Annotated in this window: 19 protein-coding genes; 12 read left to right on the top strand and 7 right to left on the bottom strand. The window is 62.5% G+C overall.

Annotated features, from left to right (window positions below; genetic code table 11):
- The first annotated feature begins 29 nt into the window (after window positions 1–29).
- From MesoLj_RS19325 to MesoLj_RS19300, 6 genes are all read left to right on the top strand, one after another.
- Complete coding sequence (locus MesoLj_RS19325; RefSeq protein ID WP_202321826.1) at window positions 30–605, top strand: DUF4893 domain-containing protein; 576 nt, start codon at window positions 30–32, stop codon at window positions 603–605.
- Window positions 606–691: 86 nt separating this feature from the next.
- Window positions 692–1,474 carry a formyl transferase gene (locus MesoLj_RS19320; RefSeq protein ID WP_202321824.1) on the top strand — a complete coding sequence of 261 codons (783 nt, stop codon included), beginning with the start codon at window positions 692–694 and terminating at the stop codon, window positions 1,472–1,474.
- A gap of 204 nt (window positions 1,475–1,678) precedes the next feature.
- Window positions 1,679–1,981, top strand: a complete 303-nt coding sequence (locus MesoLj_RS19315; protein WP_056572575.1) for a virulence factor — start codon at window positions 1,679–1,681, stop codon at window positions 1,979–1,981.
- Entirely contained in the window at window positions 1,974–2,570 is a 597-nt protein-coding gene (locus tag MesoLj_RS19310) for a methylenetetrahydrofolate reductase C-terminal domain-containing protein (protein WP_140772969.1), read from the top strand. The genes MesoLj_RS19315 and MesoLj_RS19310 overlap by 8 nt, the downstream gene beginning before the upstream one ends.
- On the top strand, window positions 2,567–3,658 hold the full coding sequence (locus tag MesoLj_RS19305; RefSeq protein WP_140772967.1) for a methylenetetrahydrofolate reductase: 1,092 nt from the start codon (window positions 2,567–2,569) through the stop codon (window positions 3,656–3,658). Before MesoLj_RS19310 ends, MesoLj_RS19305 begins: the two co-directional genes overlap by 4 nt.
- A gap of 82 nt (window positions 3,659–3,740) precedes the next feature.
- Window positions 3,741–4,715, top strand: coding sequence for a methyltetrahydrofolate cobalamin methyltransferase (locus tag MesoLj_RS19300; RefSeq protein WP_056572581.1), 975 nt, complete (start codon window positions 3,741–3,743; stop codon window positions 4,713–4,715).
- A gap of 79 nt (window positions 4,716–4,794) precedes the next feature.
- On the opposite strand, the gene MesoLj_RS19295 is transcribed toward MesoLj_RS19300, so the two are convergent.
- Entirely contained in the window at window positions 4,795–4,989 is a 195-nt protein-coding gene (locus MesoLj_RS19295; RefSeq protein ID WP_202321822.1) for a hypothetical protein, read from the bottom strand.
- Between the two features lie 71 nt (window positions 4,990–5,060).
- Here MesoLj_RS19295 and MesoLj_RS19290 point away from each other — a divergent pair, with 71 nt between their 5' ends.
- Window positions 5,061–7,130, top strand: coding sequence for an ASKHA domain-containing protein (locus tag MesoLj_RS19290; protein WP_202321820.1), 2,070 nt, complete (start codon window positions 5,061–5,063; stop codon window positions 7,128–7,130).
- Between the two features lie 29 nt (window positions 7,131–7,159).
- On the opposite strand, the gene MesoLj_RS19285 is transcribed toward MesoLj_RS19290, so the two are convergent.
- Window positions 7,160–8,185, bottom strand: coding sequence for an acyltransferase family protein (locus tag MesoLj_RS19285; protein ID WP_244735103.1), 1,026 nt, complete (start codon window positions 8,183–8,185; stop codon window positions 7,160–7,162).
- A gap of 296 nt (window positions 8,186–8,481) precedes the next feature.
- On the opposite strand from MesoLj_RS19285, the gene MesoLj_RS19280 reads away from it, so the two are divergent.
- The gene (locus MesoLj_RS19280) at window positions 8,482–8,667 is read left to right on the top strand and encodes a hypothetical protein (protein ID WP_056573465.1); all 186 of its coding nucleotides are present in this window, start codon (window positions 8,482–8,484) and stop codon (window positions 8,665–8,667) included.
- 232 nt (window positions 8,668–8,899) lie between these two features.
- Complete coding sequence (locus tag MesoLj_RS19275) at window positions 8,900–9,853, top strand: alpha/beta hydrolase (RefSeq protein WP_202321818.1); 954 nt, start codon at window positions 8,900–8,902, stop codon at window positions 9,851–9,853.
- Between the two features lie 22 nt (window positions 9,854–9,875).
- On the opposite strand, the gene MesoLj_RS19270 is transcribed toward MesoLj_RS19275, so the two are convergent.
- Complete coding sequence (locus MesoLj_RS19270) at window positions 9,876–10,775, bottom strand: LysR substrate-binding domain-containing protein (protein ID WP_027043894.1); 900 nt, start codon at window positions 10,773–10,775, stop codon at window positions 9,876–9,878.
- Window positions 10,776–10,998: 223 nt separating this feature from the next.
- Here MesoLj_RS19270 and MesoLj_RS19265 point away from each other — a divergent pair, with 223 nt between their 5' ends.
- The 3 genes from MesoLj_RS19265 (at window position 10,999) to MesoLj_RS19260 (ending at window position 12,943) form a co-directional block, all read left to right on the top strand.
- Window positions 10,999–11,184, top strand: a complete 186-nt coding sequence (locus tag MesoLj_RS19265) for a hypothetical protein (RefSeq protein WP_095199791.1) — start codon at window positions 10,999–11,001, stop codon at window positions 11,182–11,184.
- 341 nt (window positions 11,185–11,525) lie between these two features.
- On the top strand, window positions 11,526–11,660 hold the full coding sequence (locus MesoLj_RS36645) for a hypothetical protein (RefSeq protein ID WP_081295128.1): 135 nt from the start codon (window positions 11,526–11,528) through the stop codon (window positions 11,658–11,660).
- A 344-nt stretch (window positions 11,661–12,004) separates the two neighbouring features.
- Complete coding sequence (locus MesoLj_RS19260; protein ID WP_413814136.1) at window positions 12,005–12,943, top strand: GlxA family transcriptional regulator; 939 nt, start codon at window positions 12,005–12,007, stop codon at window positions 12,941–12,943.
- Between the two features lie 5 nt (window positions 12,944–12,948).
- Here the strand turns inward: MesoLj_RS19260 and MesoLj_RS19255 are convergent, their stop codons facing one another.
- From MesoLj_RS19255 to MesoLj_RS19240, 4 genes are all read right to left on the bottom strand, one after another.
- Window positions 12,949–13,746, bottom strand: a complete 798-nt coding sequence (locus MesoLj_RS19255) for an ABC transporter ATP-binding protein (protein ID WP_202321816.1) — start codon at window positions 13,744–13,746, stop codon at window positions 12,949–12,951.
- Complete coding sequence (locus MesoLj_RS19250; protein WP_202321814.1) at window positions 13,743–14,516, bottom strand: ABC transporter permease; 774 nt, start codon at window positions 14,514–14,516, stop codon at window positions 13,743–13,745. The genes MesoLj_RS19255 and MesoLj_RS19250 overlap by 4 nt, the downstream gene beginning before the upstream one ends.
- Before the next feature lie 90 nt (window positions 14,517–14,606).
- A complete protein-coding gene (locus MesoLj_RS19245; protein ID WP_140772953.1) occupies window positions 14,607–15,557 on the bottom strand; it encodes an ABC transporter substrate-binding protein in 951 nt (316 codons plus the stop codon).
- A gap of 139 nt (window positions 15,558–15,696) precedes the next feature.
- Window positions 15,697–16,038: a peptidase inhibitor family I36 protein gene (locus tag MesoLj_RS19240; protein ID WP_140772951.1), complete on the bottom strand. Its 342-nt coding sequence runs from the start codon at window positions 16,036–16,038 to the stop codon at window positions 15,697–15,699.
- Between the last annotated feature and the right edge of the window lie 77 nt (window positions 16,039–16,115).

The raw sequence follows: 16,115 nt of genomic DNA, 5'->3' as shown, positions 1-16,115 counted from the left end.
TGCCATTTTAGAGACTCGGGGAGTTCCAGATGATCCTTCGCCCACTGCTCGCGGCCATCGGCCTGCTCTGCTGCACCTTGCCCACGCTTGCCGACGGCCAGGTGCAGAAGCTGATCACGCCTGCCGACAAGGCCCGTCTCGACAAGTATGGCGAGACGCGCAAGGCAGCGCTTGCCGAGGCGAAGGCGGGCAATCCGGCCGATGTCAAACAGCTCGATGCCTTGCTGGCGAAGCCGCTGGTGTCGTTCTCCGACAAGGACCTGACCGGCAATTGGAAGTGTCGCACCATCAAGGCGGGCGGGTTGAGCCCACTCGTCATCTATGGCTGGTTCAAGTGCAAGGTGACCGACGACGGCTCCGGGTGGCGGCTGGAAAAGATCAGCGGGTCGCAGCGAACCCAAGGCCGCTTCTTCGACGACAACGAGAAGCGCGCCATCTATCTCGGCTCCGGCTCCGTCAACGATGACAAGGCAAAGCCCTATGGCAGCGGCCCGCAGACCGACCAGGTCGGCTATGCCTTCCGCACCGGCGTCAAGGAATGGCGCATCGAACTTCCCGCGCCCTATTACGAATCGAAGCTAGACATCATCGAGTTCAAGCGCTGAGCGTGGTCATCAAGATTTAACCCCCTTCCGGCACAAAATCCGGCCAGCACGCGGCAGCCGGCCGCATGCAAGGCAGGGAAGTGGCAATGTCCTCACCGGGAGCAACCAGCGCGCCGATCGTCGTCGTGACCGGCGGCGGCCAGCATGTCTGGGCCATGATCAACGCAATCGCCGATCGCGTTGGCCCTGTCAGCGTCATCCTCGAAATCCCTGAATCCAAAAAGCAATTGCTGCGTGGCCGGGCTCGCCGCCAGGGCTGGGTCTCGGCCATGGGCCAGCTTGGCACGATGGTGCTGAGCAGGTTGGGCAAGCGGCTTCTGGCCAGCCATGGCGCGCGATTGATCGCGGAGGAGAAACTTGAGGTCGAGCCGCGACCGGGCCAGGAGATCATCCAGGTGGCCTCGGCCAATGGGCCTGAGTGCCTGCAGGCGATCCAGAAGATCCAGCCAGGCGTCGTGCTGCTCAACGGTTGCCGGCTGATTTCGGCCGGGATGCTGAGCAAGATGCCTTGCCCGGTGCTCAACTACCATGCGGGCATCACGCCGAAATATCGCGGCATGAATGGTGGCTACTGGGCTCTGGTATCAGGCGACGCGCAGAATTTCGGCACGACTGTCCATCTCGTCGACGCTGGCGTCGACACTGGCGGCGTGCTGAAGCAGGCCCGCGGCAGACCGAAAAAAGGCGACACCATCTCAACTCACGCGCTGCGCCAGGCGGCGTTCTCACGCGACATCTGCGTCGAGGCCGTGCGCGATGCACTGGCCGGAAAACTCACGACGATCGACCCGGGCCTGGCTTCGAAACAATGGTATCACCCGACGATCTGGTTCTACCTCTGGACCGGCCTCAGAACCGGAATCTGGTAGGCTCTTTTCAGCCCGGCACCGCATAAGGCAGGATGGCTTTTTCGGCATGCCGAACCTGCCGCAGATGCACGTCGCAAACGAATAAAGACACCTTTCATTTTACGACATTGAAATGCGTCGCTTTTGAATGCGCGCGCGTCGTCCCATAACAAGCGGCCCCATTGCGCATGCGGCAATGCTCGATAGTTCGAGGAGCGAGAATTCATGGCCGATCTTATCGTCGTCTACTGGCGCGACATCCCTGCCCAGGTCATCGTCAAGAAGGGCCGGCAGAACGCCAAGCGTGAGCTGCCGCTGCGCTTCACCGAGGCCATCGACATGTGCGCCATGCGCACCGGCGCCGGCGGCACCGACGACTATCTGGCCGAATGGCGCAAGGCCGATCCGGTCCCGGTTGGCGACGACCTCGAAGCCGAGGTCGAAAAGGCTTTTCAGGAGCTCGATGCGAAATACGACCGCGAGCGGCTGGTCGCTCTGGTCAAGGCGGGCGGGAAAGAAAATGTCTGAGACGAACCCGGCGGTTACCCAGGCCACCCTGGTCAAGAAGGCAGCGCCGAAATCCGACTACAAGCCGGCCGACGTGTCGCCGCAGCGGCGCGTGCAGCGTTCTTTCGCGGTCAGGCTGTGGTCGATCCGGCATTCTCGCCTGCTCGAATGGTTTTACGCCCGCTTCGCCGACATGTTTCTGCTGCTGCACCCCTTGTGGAAGGGCATCGGCTACGGTCGCGTCGAGGCCCCGGTGAAATTCGTCGAGAAGCGCGTCAAGGGCTTCATGTTCGACTGCCGCATGTGCGGCCAGTGCATCCTGTCCTCGACCGGCATGTCATGCCCGATGAATTGCCCCAAGCAGTTGCGCAACGGTCCCTGCGGCGGTGTGCGCGCCAACGGCAATTGCGAGGTGGAGCCCGATATGCCCTGCGTCTGGGTCAAGGCCTGGGAAGGTTCGCAGAACATGGTCAATAGCGACAAGATCCTGGCCGTGCAGAAGCCGGTCGACCAGTCGTTGCGCGAAACGTCAGCCTGGCTGCGGGTCACCGCGCAGGCGGCGGCGACCCGTGAAGCCGCTGCCGCGCCAAAGACCGGAGCCGCCGCATGACCGCTCGCCAGCGCGACGAAAACCCGGCCGGCATTCACCTGCCGCTCGATCCCCTGCCCGGCCACTCTTCCCGCGGTCGGCTGGAGCGCGTGCTGCGGCGCGGTGAATTCGCGGTGACGACCGAGCTCAATCCCCCAGACAGCGCCGATCCCGAGGACGTCTACAACAGGGCGAAGATCTTCGATGGCTGGGTCGACGCCATCAATGCCGTCGATGCCTCGGGCGCCAACTGCCACATGTCCTCGGTCGGCATCTGCGCGCTTCTGACCCGCATGGGCTATGCCCCGATCATGCAGATCGCCTGCCGCGACAAGAACCGCATCGCCATCCAGGGCGATGTGCTGGGCGGCGCCGCCATGGGTGTCGCCAACATGCTGTGCCTGACCGGCGACGGCGTGCAGGCCGGCGACCAGCCCGGCGCCAAGCCGGTGTTCGACCTCGATTCCATGTCGCTGCTCGAAACCGTCCGCATCATGCGCGACAACGGCAAGTTCCTGTCCGGCCGCAAGCTGACGACGCCGCCGCAGGTCTTCCTGGGTGCTGCCGTCAACCCGTTCGCGCCGCCCTTCGATTTCCGCCCGATCCATCTTGGCAAGAAGATAGCCGCCGGCGCGCAGTTCGTGCAGACGCAGTATTGTTTCGACGTGCCGATGTTCAAGACCTTCATGCAGAAGGCCCGCGACCTCGGCCATACCGAGAAAGTGTTCGTCCTGTGCGGCGTCGGCCCCCTCGCCTCGGCCAAGACCGCCAAGTGGATCCGCTCCAACGTGCCGGGTATCCATATCCCGGACGCCGTCATCAAGCGGCTGGAGGGTGCCCAGGACCAGAAGAAGGAAGGCAAGCAGCTCTGCATCGACATCATCAACGAGGTGAAGGAAATCCCCGGCATTTCGGGCATCCATGTGATGGCCTACCGCCAGGAGGAATATGTCGCCGAGATCGTCGATGAATCGGGCGTGCTCAAGGGCCGCCAGCCGTGGAAGCGCGAAATCCGGCGCGACGACCAGATGGTTGCCGATCGGCTGGACCACATCCTGCATGACGAGATTACCGAAACCCAGGTGGATATGGTGAAGACCGCGCACTGATCCCGCACGGAGCATCAGCATTTGCTTGATCGAAAAGAGATAACGATATAAAGAACTCTTTATATCACGACGGAGAGATTTCATGACCCGGACCATCGTTGCCTCGGCGACACGAGAAATCATCATCGGCTTCGACCAGCCCTTCTGCGTGATTGGCGAGCGCATCAACCCGACCGGCCGCAAGAAGCTCGCCGCCGAGATGGTGGCCGGCAATTTCGAGACCGTCATCAAGGACGCGCTGGAACAGGCAGCCTGCGGCGCCACCATGCTCGACGTCAATGCCGGCGTCACCGCGGTCGACCCCAATGCGACCGAGCCGGCGCTGCTGGTACAGACGCTGGAGATCGTGCAGGGTCTCGTCGACCTGCCGCTGTCGATCGACAGCTCGGTCACCGCCGCGATCGAGGCGGCACTCAAGGTCGCCAAGGGCCGCCCGCTGGTCAACTCCGTCACCGGCGAGGAGGAAAAGCTCGAGGCCATCCTGCCGCTGATCAAGAAATACAACGTCCCGGTCGTCGCCATCTCCAATGACGAGACCGGCATTTCGATGGATCCGGACGTGCGCTTCGCCGTCGCCAAGAAGATCGTGCAGCGCTGCGCCGATTTCGGCATTCCGGCGCACGACGTCGTCGTCGACCCGCTGGTCATGCCGATCGGCGCGCTGGGCGACGCCGGCCGCCAGGTGTTCGCGCTGCTGCGCCGCCTGCGCGAGGAACTCAAGGTCAACACCACCTGCGGCCTGTCCAACATCTCCTTCGGCCTGCCGCATCGCCATGGCATCAACGCCGCCTTCATCCCGATGGTGATCGGCGCCGGCATGACCTCGGCGATCATGAACCCGGTTCGGCCGCAGGAAATGGAAGCCGTGCGCGGCGCCAATGTGCTGAACGGCACCGACGAGAACTGCACCAACTGGATCAGGACCTACAAGGACTACAAGCCTGCCGAAGGCGGCCAGGCGGTTGCGGCGCCGACGCAGGTCAATGCTCCCGGCGAAGGCGGCGGCAATGGCGGACGCCGGCGCGGCGGCCGTGAAGCCCGGATGGCCAGGGGATAAGCGCGCAATCGTGAACCGAACCGCAAACCACGCTGAACCGATCGCATCATTGATGCGGTCGGACGCGTCTGCTTTGCGTTCAGGCGATGCCTTGTATGGCGTCGAACAACGCCACTCCCGTCCACGATCCGAATATACCGGTCGCGCCGCCTGCGATTCCGGTGGCCAGGCGTTGCGAATTGCGCAGCCATGGGCCTTTGAGCAGCCGCACCATGGTGAAGGCGGTGAATATGCCGGAAAGCAGGAGATCGGACATGATCGGTCTCTGGACCATCAGACATTCCGCCCAATCCTGAGACGATCCGTTAAACGGTATCGACAATTCTTACCGAGACACGTGCAAGCATGAATTCTCCCGCCAACATCACCGATCCGCTCGTGCTGTTCATGCCGTCGGGCAAGCGCGGCCGGTTTCCCGTCGGCACGCCGGTGCTGGATGCCGCGCGCCAGCTTGGCGTCTATGTCGAGAGCGTCTGCGGCGGCCGCGCCACGTGCGGGCGCTGCCAGATCGAGGTACAGGAAGGCAATTTCGCCAAGCACAAGATCGTCTCCTCCAACGATCACATTTCGGCCAAGGGACCCAAGGAAGAGCGCTATGAGCGCGTGCGCGGCTTGCCCGAACGGCGCCGCCTGTCCTGCTCGGCGCAGATCCTCGGCGACCTCGTCATCGACGTGCCGCAGGATACCGTCATCAATGCGCAGACCATCCGCAAGGATGCCGATACCAGGGTGATCGCCCGCGATACGGCGATCCGCATGTGCTATGTCGAGATCGAAGAGCCCGACATGCACAAGCCGCTCGGCGACCTCGACCGGCTGAAGATCGCGTTGATGAAGGATTGGGGCTTTAAAAGCCTCGAATTCGATTTCTACCTGCTGCCGCAGGTGCAGGGCATATTGCGCAAGGGCAACTGGACCGCCACCGCCGCCATCCACAAGGATGCCGACAGCGACATCGCACGCGTCATCGCGCTGTGGCCGGGCCTCAAGAACGAGGCCTATGGCCTGGCCTGCGACATCGGCTCGACCACCATCGCCATGCATCTGGTGTCGCTGCTCTCGGGCCGTGTCGCCGCTTCGTCCGGCACGTCGAACCCGCAGATCCGCTTCGGCGAGGATCTGATGAGCCGGGTCTCCTATGTGATGATGAACCCGGATGGCCGCGAAGGCATGACGGTGGCTGTGCGCGAGGCGATCTCCAGCCTCGTCGACAAGGTCTGCGCGGAAGGCAATGTCCAGCGCAACGACATCCTGGATTCCGTCTTCGTCGGCAATCCGATCATGCACCATCTGTTCCTCGGCATCGATCCGACCGAACTCGGCGGCGCCCCCTTCGCGCTCGCCGTCTCGGGCGCGGTGCGCATCAAGGCCTCCGATATCGGCCTCAAGCTCAACCAGGGCGCTCGCCTCTACATGCTGCCTTGCATCGCCGGCCATGTCGGCGCCGATGCCGCGGCGGTCACGCTGTCGGAAGGCCCGCATCGCCAGGACGAGATGATGCTGATCGTCGACGTCGGCACCAACGCCGAGATCGTGCTTGGCAATCGTGCGCGGGTCGTGGCTGCTTCATCTCCCACCGGCCCCGCTTTCGAAGGCGCCGAAATCTCCGGCGGCCAGCGTGCCGCGCCCGGCGCCATCGAGCGCGTGCGCATCGACCCCGAGACGCTGGAGCCCAAATACCGCGTCATCGGCTCCGAACTGTGGTCCGACGAGCCAGGCTTCCTCGACAGCGTGCAGGCAACGGGCGTTACCGGCATCTGCGGTTCCGGCATCATCGAGATCGTGGCGGAGATGTATCTCGCCGGCATTATTTCCGAGGATGGCGTCGTCGACGGATCGCTCAGCTTGCGCTCGCCCCGGGTCGTCGCCAACGGCCGAACCTTCTCCTACGTGCTGAAGGAAGGCGAACCAAAGATCACCATCACCCAGACCGACGTGCGCGCCATCCAGCTCGCCAAGGCCGCCCTTTACGCCGGCACCAAGCTGCTGATGGAAAAGCAGAACACCGAACATGTCGACCGCATCCACTTCGCCGGCGCTTTCGGCTCCTTCATCGATCCGAAATACGCCATGGTGCTGGGTCTGATCCCCGATTGCGACCTCGACAAGGTCTCGGCCGTCGGCAACGCCGCCGGCGCCGGTGCGCGCATGGCGCTCTTGAACCGCGGCTATCGCCGCGAGATCGAGGAGACGGTGAGCCAGATCGAGAAGATCGAGACTGCCCTGGAGCCGAAATTCCAGGAGCATTTCGTCTACGCCATGGCGCTGCCCAACAAGGTCGATCCGTTCCCGAAATTGTCGGCGGCGGTGAAACTGCCGCCACGCAAGACGGTCAGCGAGGATGGTGTCGCCGGCGACGCCACCCCGCGCCGGCGCTCGCGCGAAGGCCACGCGGCACGACGCGGCCGCGAATAGCGTTCGCGCGGGACTGTCATTCGAAATTGCTACTCGACCGCGGCGCCAAGCTGAACCGCGGCATGTCTGATCGCGGGTTCTTTGCGGCGTGCCCGATTGAACAGCCGGATCAGGGGTTTTTCGATTGCCAGGTAGAGCAATGCGGAGGCAGCCAGGCTGAGCATGACCAGCAACACAGGTCGCCAGCCGGACGGAACGCCCAGCCGCAGCAAAACGCCTGTCATGATGATTGCCACCAGCACATGCCACAAATAGATCGAATACGAGGCTTCGCCGACGAACTGGAGCCAGGCCCAGGGCTTTGAAGGCCGGGCACGCTCCGCAAAAACCGCTCCGCCCAGAATCAACGTCGCCGGGACGCCCCAGCGCAGCACGCGCGGCATTTCCGGATCAAGCGCCTGGGCGAGCCCAAGCAGGATTACCCCGCCACCAATCAATGACAGGGCCAGGATCAGCTGAAGCCTGATGTCCTTCATCCACAATCTTCCGATGACGACGCCGGCTCCGAACTCAAGCACGATGGGCGACGTGAAAGCGCTGGCGTATCCCCTCAGCCAGAACAGGTGCAAAACGACAATAGCCAGCAATGCGCCGACCGTTGCAGCGAGACGCCGCTTCTCATCAAGCAGCAGCGCCAGCGCGAAGATGATGTAGAACATCATCTCGTAGCAGAGCGTCCAGCCTTGGATGACCACCGGATGCAGCGAACCATTCTGCAGGACGGGCAGGAAAAACAGAGACCCGATAAGATTATCCCAGCTGAGCTCATGCCCGTAAAAAAACTGCGGCTTGAGGAATATACCGGCCGCGGTCACCAATGTGACGATCCAGTAAAGCGGTACGATGCGAACTATGCGCCGCCACATGAATTGCCGCGGGTCGGTGGGGCGGCGCGCCGTCGTCACCCACATGATGAAACCGCTTATGACGAAGAAGATGTCGACGCCTGCCGCTCCAACAGCGAACGGCCCGTTGAACTGTTCGCTGACGTGGAAACAGACGACCGCGACGGCAGCGAACGCGCGAAGATACTGAATGCTGTGAATCTCGCCCACGCCCCATACCCCTGTTAGCATCCCCATGCTGCACTGCACAATAACAGGCATTCCTCGACCGGTGTCAACTCTCCGATTTCGGGGGCATGCATGAGTCGAGGCCGGGCCGGCATGCCTGCCTATCCGGGCACGCGCACTGATTTCATTTGCATGCAAATGTTTCCGGATCGCCGGATCCGGAAACCAAAACGCTGTTTTCACGAAATCCATCCGATACATAACGAGCGCATTTAGCGGACATCGAACGGCGGCCAGGGACGATCCTCGGCCGCCGTCGTCCTTCAAGGGAGATGAAAATGTCGATGTTCGAAAATCTTGGCCGGTTCGGTGTGACCATCAGGCAGACCCATGCCAGGAACAAGGCGATCCGCGCGCTGAACAGCCTGCCGGCGCATGTCCAGAAAGACATCGGCTGGCCGGCCTCGCCGCCGAGCGATCCGCAGGCCGCGCTCACCTCGCTGCTTCTGGGCACGCCGCGCTGATGACCTTCGCCGACAAATGCAAACTGCTCGGCAGGCGCCGGGGATCTCGCAGATCCCCGGCCCGAACCAGCAACCGACTGCGCGTGGCGCTTTTGCCGCGCCGCTGACACGGAGCGCGCATCACACCGACGTGTGGACACGGCGTAAATCTTGACATTTTTGGCCAACGCACGATCTTCGCAAGAGATGGGGAATTCTCTTAGTCGGCTGCAGCCGAAGTTCGTGTATCCGCATGCCAAGTTTGAAAAGCCACGTCGTTTCCTTCGTGCTCAGGCACAGCCGCAAGAAGGCGTTTTCCAGCCCTGAAAACCTGCAGCGCTGGATCGCGGCCGCGCGCAAGACCGAAGATCACCATCCGCCGGCCTCGCTACACCAGCGTTTCGACATCGAGACACGCACCGTCGACGGCTTTCCGGTCTACGAAATTGCCCCTAGGGCCGGAGAGCATAGGCGGATTCTCTACCTGCATGGCGGTGCTTACGTCTTTGAAATCACACCCTACCACTGGCATCTGATCGCCGAGATGGCCGACCGGCTGGGTTACGGCATCACCGTGCCGATCTATCCCATCGCCCCGGAACACGATTTCCACGCCATGTTCGGCATGGTCGGCGATGTCTATCGCCAGATGCTCGACGAGACGGAACCGGAGGACATCATCTTCATGGGCGATTCCGCCGGCGGCAACATGGCCGTGGTGCTGACCATGATGGCTGCCGAAGAGCCCCTGCCCTTGCCGTCGCGCCATGTGCTGATTTCACCCGGGCTCGATATGTCGCTTTCCAACCCCGAGCTGTTCGAGGCAGAGCGCAACGACCCCTGGCTCGGCATCCCGGGCGGCCTCGAGGCGATCCGGATGTACAGTGCCGGCATGGACCGCAGCGACTGGCATATCAGCCCGGTCTACGGCGATCTCTCGGTGCTGCCGAAAACGCTGATGCTGACGGGCTCGCGTGATCTTCTGACCCCCGACAATCTGATCTTCGCCGAAAAAGCGCGGGCAGCCGGCGTCGAGGTCGACGTCGTCCACGAGGAAGGCATGTTCCACGTCTGGCCGCTGATCGACATGCCGGAATCACGACGCGCACGCCAGCACATCGTCGCGTTCCTCAGCGAGAACCGCTCACCGGTCAGGCAAGACAGGAAGACAAGGTTTGAAGCGCCCTCCGCCGAGGCGGCGGAGTAACGCTTGCCCCTTCGGCGGCGGATCAGAACTTGCCGGTTTCCCGGAAGACCTCGAACGTCGCACGGATGTGGTCGGCGACGGCCTTGACCGGCGCGCTTGCGTCCGGGGCCACCACCATGGCAAGATTGTAGGTGCCGATATCGGGCATGCCGTCCTTCGGGCAGAGCTCGACCATGTCGTTGCCGAGGAATGACCGCGGCAGCGGCGCGACCGCGAGGTCGGCCATGATCGCGGCACGCTGGCCGGCCGTATGCGCGCTCATGTAGGCGACGCGATAGTTGCGGCCCTCGCGCCCCAGCGCATCAAGCGCACCGGCTCGCCAGGCGCAGCCCTCCTCCCACAGCGACACCGGCAACGGTTCGCGCAGATGCGCGCAGCCGCCCTTGGCGCCGGCCCACACGATCGGTTCGGTCAAAAGCACCTCGGCGCCGAGCGCGCTGGTCTTGTAGGAGTTGGTCAGAAGCGTGATGTCGAGCGCGCGATCGTCCATGCGTCGGCGCAGATTGCTGCTCTGGTCTATGGTGACATCGACGGCGATCGAGGGGTGCGATTGCGCGAAGCGCTTCAGCACATGCGGCAGCACGCGCTCGCCATAATCATCCGGCGAGCCGAGCCGCACCACACCGACAATCTCGGGAATGATGAATTTCGACACCACCTCGCGGTTGATCGACAGCAGCCTGCGGGCATAGCCGAGCAGCATCTCGCCGTCCGTGGTCAACGACACCGAGCGGGCGTCGCGCGCGAACACCGAGCGGCCAAGAATGTCTTCCAGCTTCTTGATCTGCATCGACACCGCCGACGGCGTACGAAAGACGGCATTGGCGGCGGTGGTGAAGCTGCCGGTCTCGGCAATGGCCACGAAAGTGCGCAAAACGTCGAGATCGAGCAGTGGCAGCGGATGATTAAGCGGGGCGTTCATGGCGATCAGCCTTCAATTTTTCTGATACAAAGCATCATTCCATTTCGTTTGATTGAACATCAGATCGGGAGCATAGTCAACTCCATCGATTGAGGATGCTGCCACAAGCAGCCATGAAACGACCACGACACAGACCTGCAATCGACACGAAATGAAGCTGAAACAAACCTGACTTAACAGTCGCTGCCCTGGCATCCCTGCCAGGCGCGCAAGGAGAAATGAAATGTCTATCCTGTCGTCCCTCGGCCGCATCGCGACCGAATTCAGCGCGGCCCGCGCCCGCTACCAGACCGAACGCGCCATCCGTTCCCTGCCGATCGAACTGCAGAAGGATATCGGCTGGCCTGAGGCATCCGACACCAAGACCGGCATTCGCAATGGCGTCGGATCCTGGGCTGGAGCAAAGTAAACCGTGTGTAGCAAATGCTGAAGGCCTGCCGCGCGCACCCAGCCCGGCAGGCCTTCCCTATTTTATTTGCATTCAAATGAGTTTTGAAGCCATGTCGCCAACGCATGGCGCATATGAGCAAGCCGCATAGCGGCGCGGATTTCAAACTAACACTCTGTAAATAATTGCAAATTTCAGGCACTCTGCCCAAATTTGTCGCATTCGGTGTCGCATTTCATATCAAGCGCTTCGCTTTTGCGATTTAGTTTCTGCTCACACAAGCCTATATCAGCGCCAGCAAACGAGCTGCCCCACTCCATCAAGCGAAGGCGACCCGTCTGAGCAACCGATTGGAGATGATCATGAAGCTTTTTTCCCGCCTCTTTGCCCGCCGCGAAATGAACCTGACCACCGCTCTCGAGCGTCAGCGCCTTGCCAACACCATGCCCGGCCAGACCGGCGCGATGGCTGCGGCGCGCCTCGGCTTCGTCGCCTGACCATTTTTGCAAGGCAGCGCTTCCCTGCCGCTGCTTCAAGACTGTAACGCCGCCTGGCTCCGGCCACGGCGGCGTTTTTGTTCGCCTTTGCGCATTTTGCCCGTCGTTTGGACAGTTGATGCCGCGCCTCGGGGCATCGCGAACAGCAATTGCCCATTTGCGACCCATGTCGCAAATTTAATCTTGCCCAGGCGGCGTAGCCGATTGACAAGCATGATTTTTCCTGATGTCGCTATGCTATTCGCGACATCCTGTTCGCGTCATGGCCAGATGAGGTTCCCGTGAACGCCGTCAAGCATCCGATCAAGCGATCGTTTGTGTTCTTCCTTATCCCCGATTTCACCATGATCGCTTTTGCGACCGCGCTCGACCCGCTGCGCTCCGCCAACCGCATGCTCGGCTACGAAGCCTATCGCTGGCGCCTCGCCAGCATCGATGGCAAGCCGGTGCGCGCCTCGAACGGCGTCGAATGCGCGGTCAACACCTCGCTGGAGGACGAGCGCAAGAAGATGGCCGGCCCCGATCGGCCCAACATGGCCATCGTCTGCAGCGGCATCAACGTCGAGCGTTACCAGAACAAATCGGCCTTTGCCTGGCTGCGCGAAGAGTACAATCGCGGCGTCGCCGTTGGCGGCCTGTGCACCGGGGCCCATATCCTCGCCGCCGCCGGCCTGCTGTCCAACAAGCGCTGCGCCATCCATTGGGAAAACCTGCCGGGCTTCTCCGAGGCGTTTCCGAAGGCCAATGTCTTTGCCGACCTCTTCGAGATCGATCAGAACATCTACACTTGCGCCGGCGGCACAGCCGCGCTCGACATGATGCTGAAGCTGATCGGCGACGATTTCGACGAGAGCCTCGTCAATCGCGTCTGCGAGCAGGTGCTGACCGACCGCGTGCGCAGCCCGACCGACCGCCAGCGCCTGCCGCTGCGGGCTCGCCTTGGCGTGCAGAACTCGAAAGTGCTGACCATCATCGAATTGATGGAGGCGAACCTCTCCGAGCCATTGTCGCTGATCGAGATCGCCGACCATGTCGACCTGTCGCGCCGCCAGATCGAACGCCTGTTCCGCACCGAGATGGGCCGTTCCCCTGCCCGCTACTACCTGGAAATCCGGCTCGACCGCGCCAGGCATCTGCTGATCCAGTCCTCGCTACCGGTCGTCGAGGTGGCGGTCGCCTGCGGCTTCGTCTCGGCTTCGCATTTCTCCAAATGCTACCGCGAGCTCTATGCCCGCTCGCCGCAGCAGGAGCGCGTCGATCGCAAGCAATTGCTGGCGGCCTGACCGGATCAAGCCTCCGCCGGCTGGCCCTGTGCCGTGCGCATTGCCTCGACGCGGATGTCCTCGGTCAGCCGCGCCTTCAGCGCCGAGAATTCCGGACTGGTCTTGAGCGTGTAATGGCGCGGATGCGGCAGGTCGATGGCGACATCCGACTTGATGCGGCCTGGCCGCGCCGTCATCACGATGACGCGCGAGGCCATGAAGATCGCCTCCTCGATATCGTGGGTGACGAACAGCACCGTCTTCTTGCGCCGCTCCCATATGCCGAGCAAAAGCTCCTGCATCAGCCCGCGCGTCTGGTTGTCCAGCGCCCCGAACGGCTCGTCCAGCAGCAGGATCTCCGGATCGTTGGCGAGGGCGCGGGCGATCGCCGTGCGCTGCTGCATGCCGCCGGAGAGCTGCTTCGGCCAATGGTTCTCGAACCCTTTCAGGCCGACGAGATCGACATAGGACGCAACGATTGCGTCCCGCTCCTTTTGCGCCATGCCGCGTTCGCGCAGGCCAAAGGCGATGTTTTCGGCGACCGTCAGCCACGGAAACAATGTGTAGGACTGGAAGACCATGCCGCGATCCGGCCCCGGCCGGGTCACCGCCTTGCCGTCGAGCAGCACACGGCCCTCGCTTGGCGCCTCGAGACCGGCGACGATCCTGAGCAATGTCGATTTTCCGCAGCCGGACGGACCAAGGATAGTGATGAAGTCATTGGCGGCGACCGCCAGGTCGATCGGCATCAGAGCCTTGACCGGCTGTCCGCCGCGCACGCCGGCAAAGGTGCGCGAAACGCCCTCGATGAGAAGCTTGCTCACGCCAGGCTCCATGGAAAGAGCCAGCGGTTGAACGCCTTGAAGGCGAAATCGGACAACAGTCCGATCAGCCCGATGACGATGATGCCGAAAATGATCTGCCCGGTCGCCAGGCGCGACTGGCTGTTGATGATCATGTAGCCGATACCGGAGGATGAGCCGATCAGTTCGGCGACGATGACATAGGTCCACGCCCAGCCGAGCACCAGCCGCAGCGTCTCGGCGATTTCAGGCGCATTGGCCGGCATGATCACCCGCTTGACGATGCTGTTGTTCGTCGAGCCAAGCGTATAGGCGGCCTCGACAAGGTCGCGCCGCGTCGACCCCACCTTGACGGCGATGATCAGGATGATCTGGAACACCGAGCCGACAAAGATGACCAGCAGCTTTTCCAGTTCACCAATGCCGGCCCACAGGATGAGCAGCGGAATGAAGGCCGAGGCCGGCAGATAGCGGGCGAAGGAGACGAAGGGCTCCAGGAACGCCTCCACCGGCTTCCAGGCGCCCATGGCGATGCCGATCGGCACGGCGACGACCGACGCCAGCACGAAGCCGCCAAAGACCCGCCAGATGGTGATCAGTATGTCGAGCCAGAAACGATCCTCGACCAGCAGCCGCCAGCCGTCCCTGAGCATCGACAGCGGGTCGGCGAGGAAGATGCGGTTGACGTGACCGCCAAGCGTGATCCAGGCCCAGAACGCGATGAACAGCACGAAGAAGGAAATGCCGAGCACGGTTCGCAGGCCCGGCGAAACTGGATGCAACGGGCGCATCTTCACATCGTCCCCATCTTTAAATTGTCACGTGTCGAGGAGAGAACGGCGGCGCCAGGCGCCGCCGCGATGGGGCAAAGGCCGGGAAGATCAGTTCGCCACCGCGCTGGTGTCGGCCAGCGTAGCGACGTCAGGCGCTTCCTTGATCAGCCCCATCTGCAGCAGCAGCTCGCCGGCGGTCTTGGAAAAATCCTGGAATTCCTTGGTGAAGAACTGCTTGTTTTCGGCCTTGTCGGCCCATTTCAGGTATTTCGCCGAATCCTCGAATTCCTTGGCGGACTGTTTCACGTCGGCGCCCATGATCTCGTAGGATTTCTGCGGGTCGCTCTTGATCAGGGCGAGCGCGTCGAAATAGCTGTCGGCGAGCGCCTTGGCGGCATCGGGATTGGCCTTGAGGAATTCGGGCGTGCAGCCGACCGTGTCGAGCACCATCGGATAGTCGAGCGTGGTCGCAAGTATGTGGCCCTGGTCGGCCTTGTCGCGCACGGCCGAGATGAACGGCTCATAGGTGACCGCCGCATCGTTCTGGCCGGCAAGGAAGGCCTGCGCGGCCGCGTCCGGCTCCAGATTGACGACGGTCACGTCCTTGGTCGACATGCCGTTCTTGTTCAGCACCCAGGCGAGCAGGAAATAGGGCGATGTGCCCGGCGCCGAGGAGGCGACGTTCTTGCCCTTGAGATCGGCGACGGTCTTGATGTCGTTGCGCACGACAATGCCGTCCGCGCCATAGGATTTGTCGAGCTGGAAGATCTGCTTGGTGGTCACCCCGCTGGCGTTCCACACCAGCCAGGTTTCGACCGTGGTGGCGGCGCATTGCAGATCGCCGCTGGCGATGGCGAGCGGCCGGCTGGCCTGAGGCACCTTCTTCAAGGTCACGTCGAGGCCGTGCTTCTCGAAGAGGCCCGCCTGCTTGGCAAGCGTCAGCGGTGCGAAGCCGGTCCAGCCGCTGATGCCGATGGTGACCGATGTGGCGGCCATCACCGGCGCGGAGAGACCCGCGGCAAGCGTCAAAGTGGCGGCAAAAATGGTGGTCCTGTTCATATGAGTTCCCCTTTTGTTTCTCTGGGGGAATTGTTCACTGACGCCAATCGGCTTGTCAATCAACAGGAACGTGTTTGGCGGCGCTGCCGGCAGGCACGCCCCGTGGCCGACGCTAGGCAAGGCTAAAACCTTGCCGTCCTCAATAGCCGTCGCAATAGCACTCGGCCGACGAGATGCGATCGTTCCAGTCGCCACCCAATTCGCGGGCCCTGCGCCTGATCTCGATCGATTGCCCCCTCATATTCGTATCCTCATAGGCCACAAGTGTGCAGCCCCGGCGAACGAACACCGACGACACGCGGTCGTTCCAGAACTGGCCACGGCGAAAATTCACGGAATCGTCGGGGCCCATTTCGATCGACCGCCCGCGAAAATTCACGTGCTCGAACATGACGCAGGCGGGCTGGTCATTGTACTGGGCGCTGGCGCCGTCGGCAAAAAGCACGGACGCGACAGCTGTCAGGATGGCAAGGCGTTTCATCTGATGTTTCCTCGGTTTCGGCCGCGGCCCCCACCTGCTGGATAGCGCGGCCCGGCCGTTTTGCCAATGCTTGCCGC

This window comes from Mesorhizobium sp. 113-3-9, from assembly GCF_016756515.1.
Taxonomy (GTDB): domain Bacteria; phylum Pseudomonadota; class Alphaproteobacteria; order Rhizobiales; family Rhizobiaceae; genus Mesorhizobium.
The sequence above is the reverse complement of the archived record's forward strand: the minus strand, read 5'-3'. Positions and strand labels throughout refer to the sequence as shown.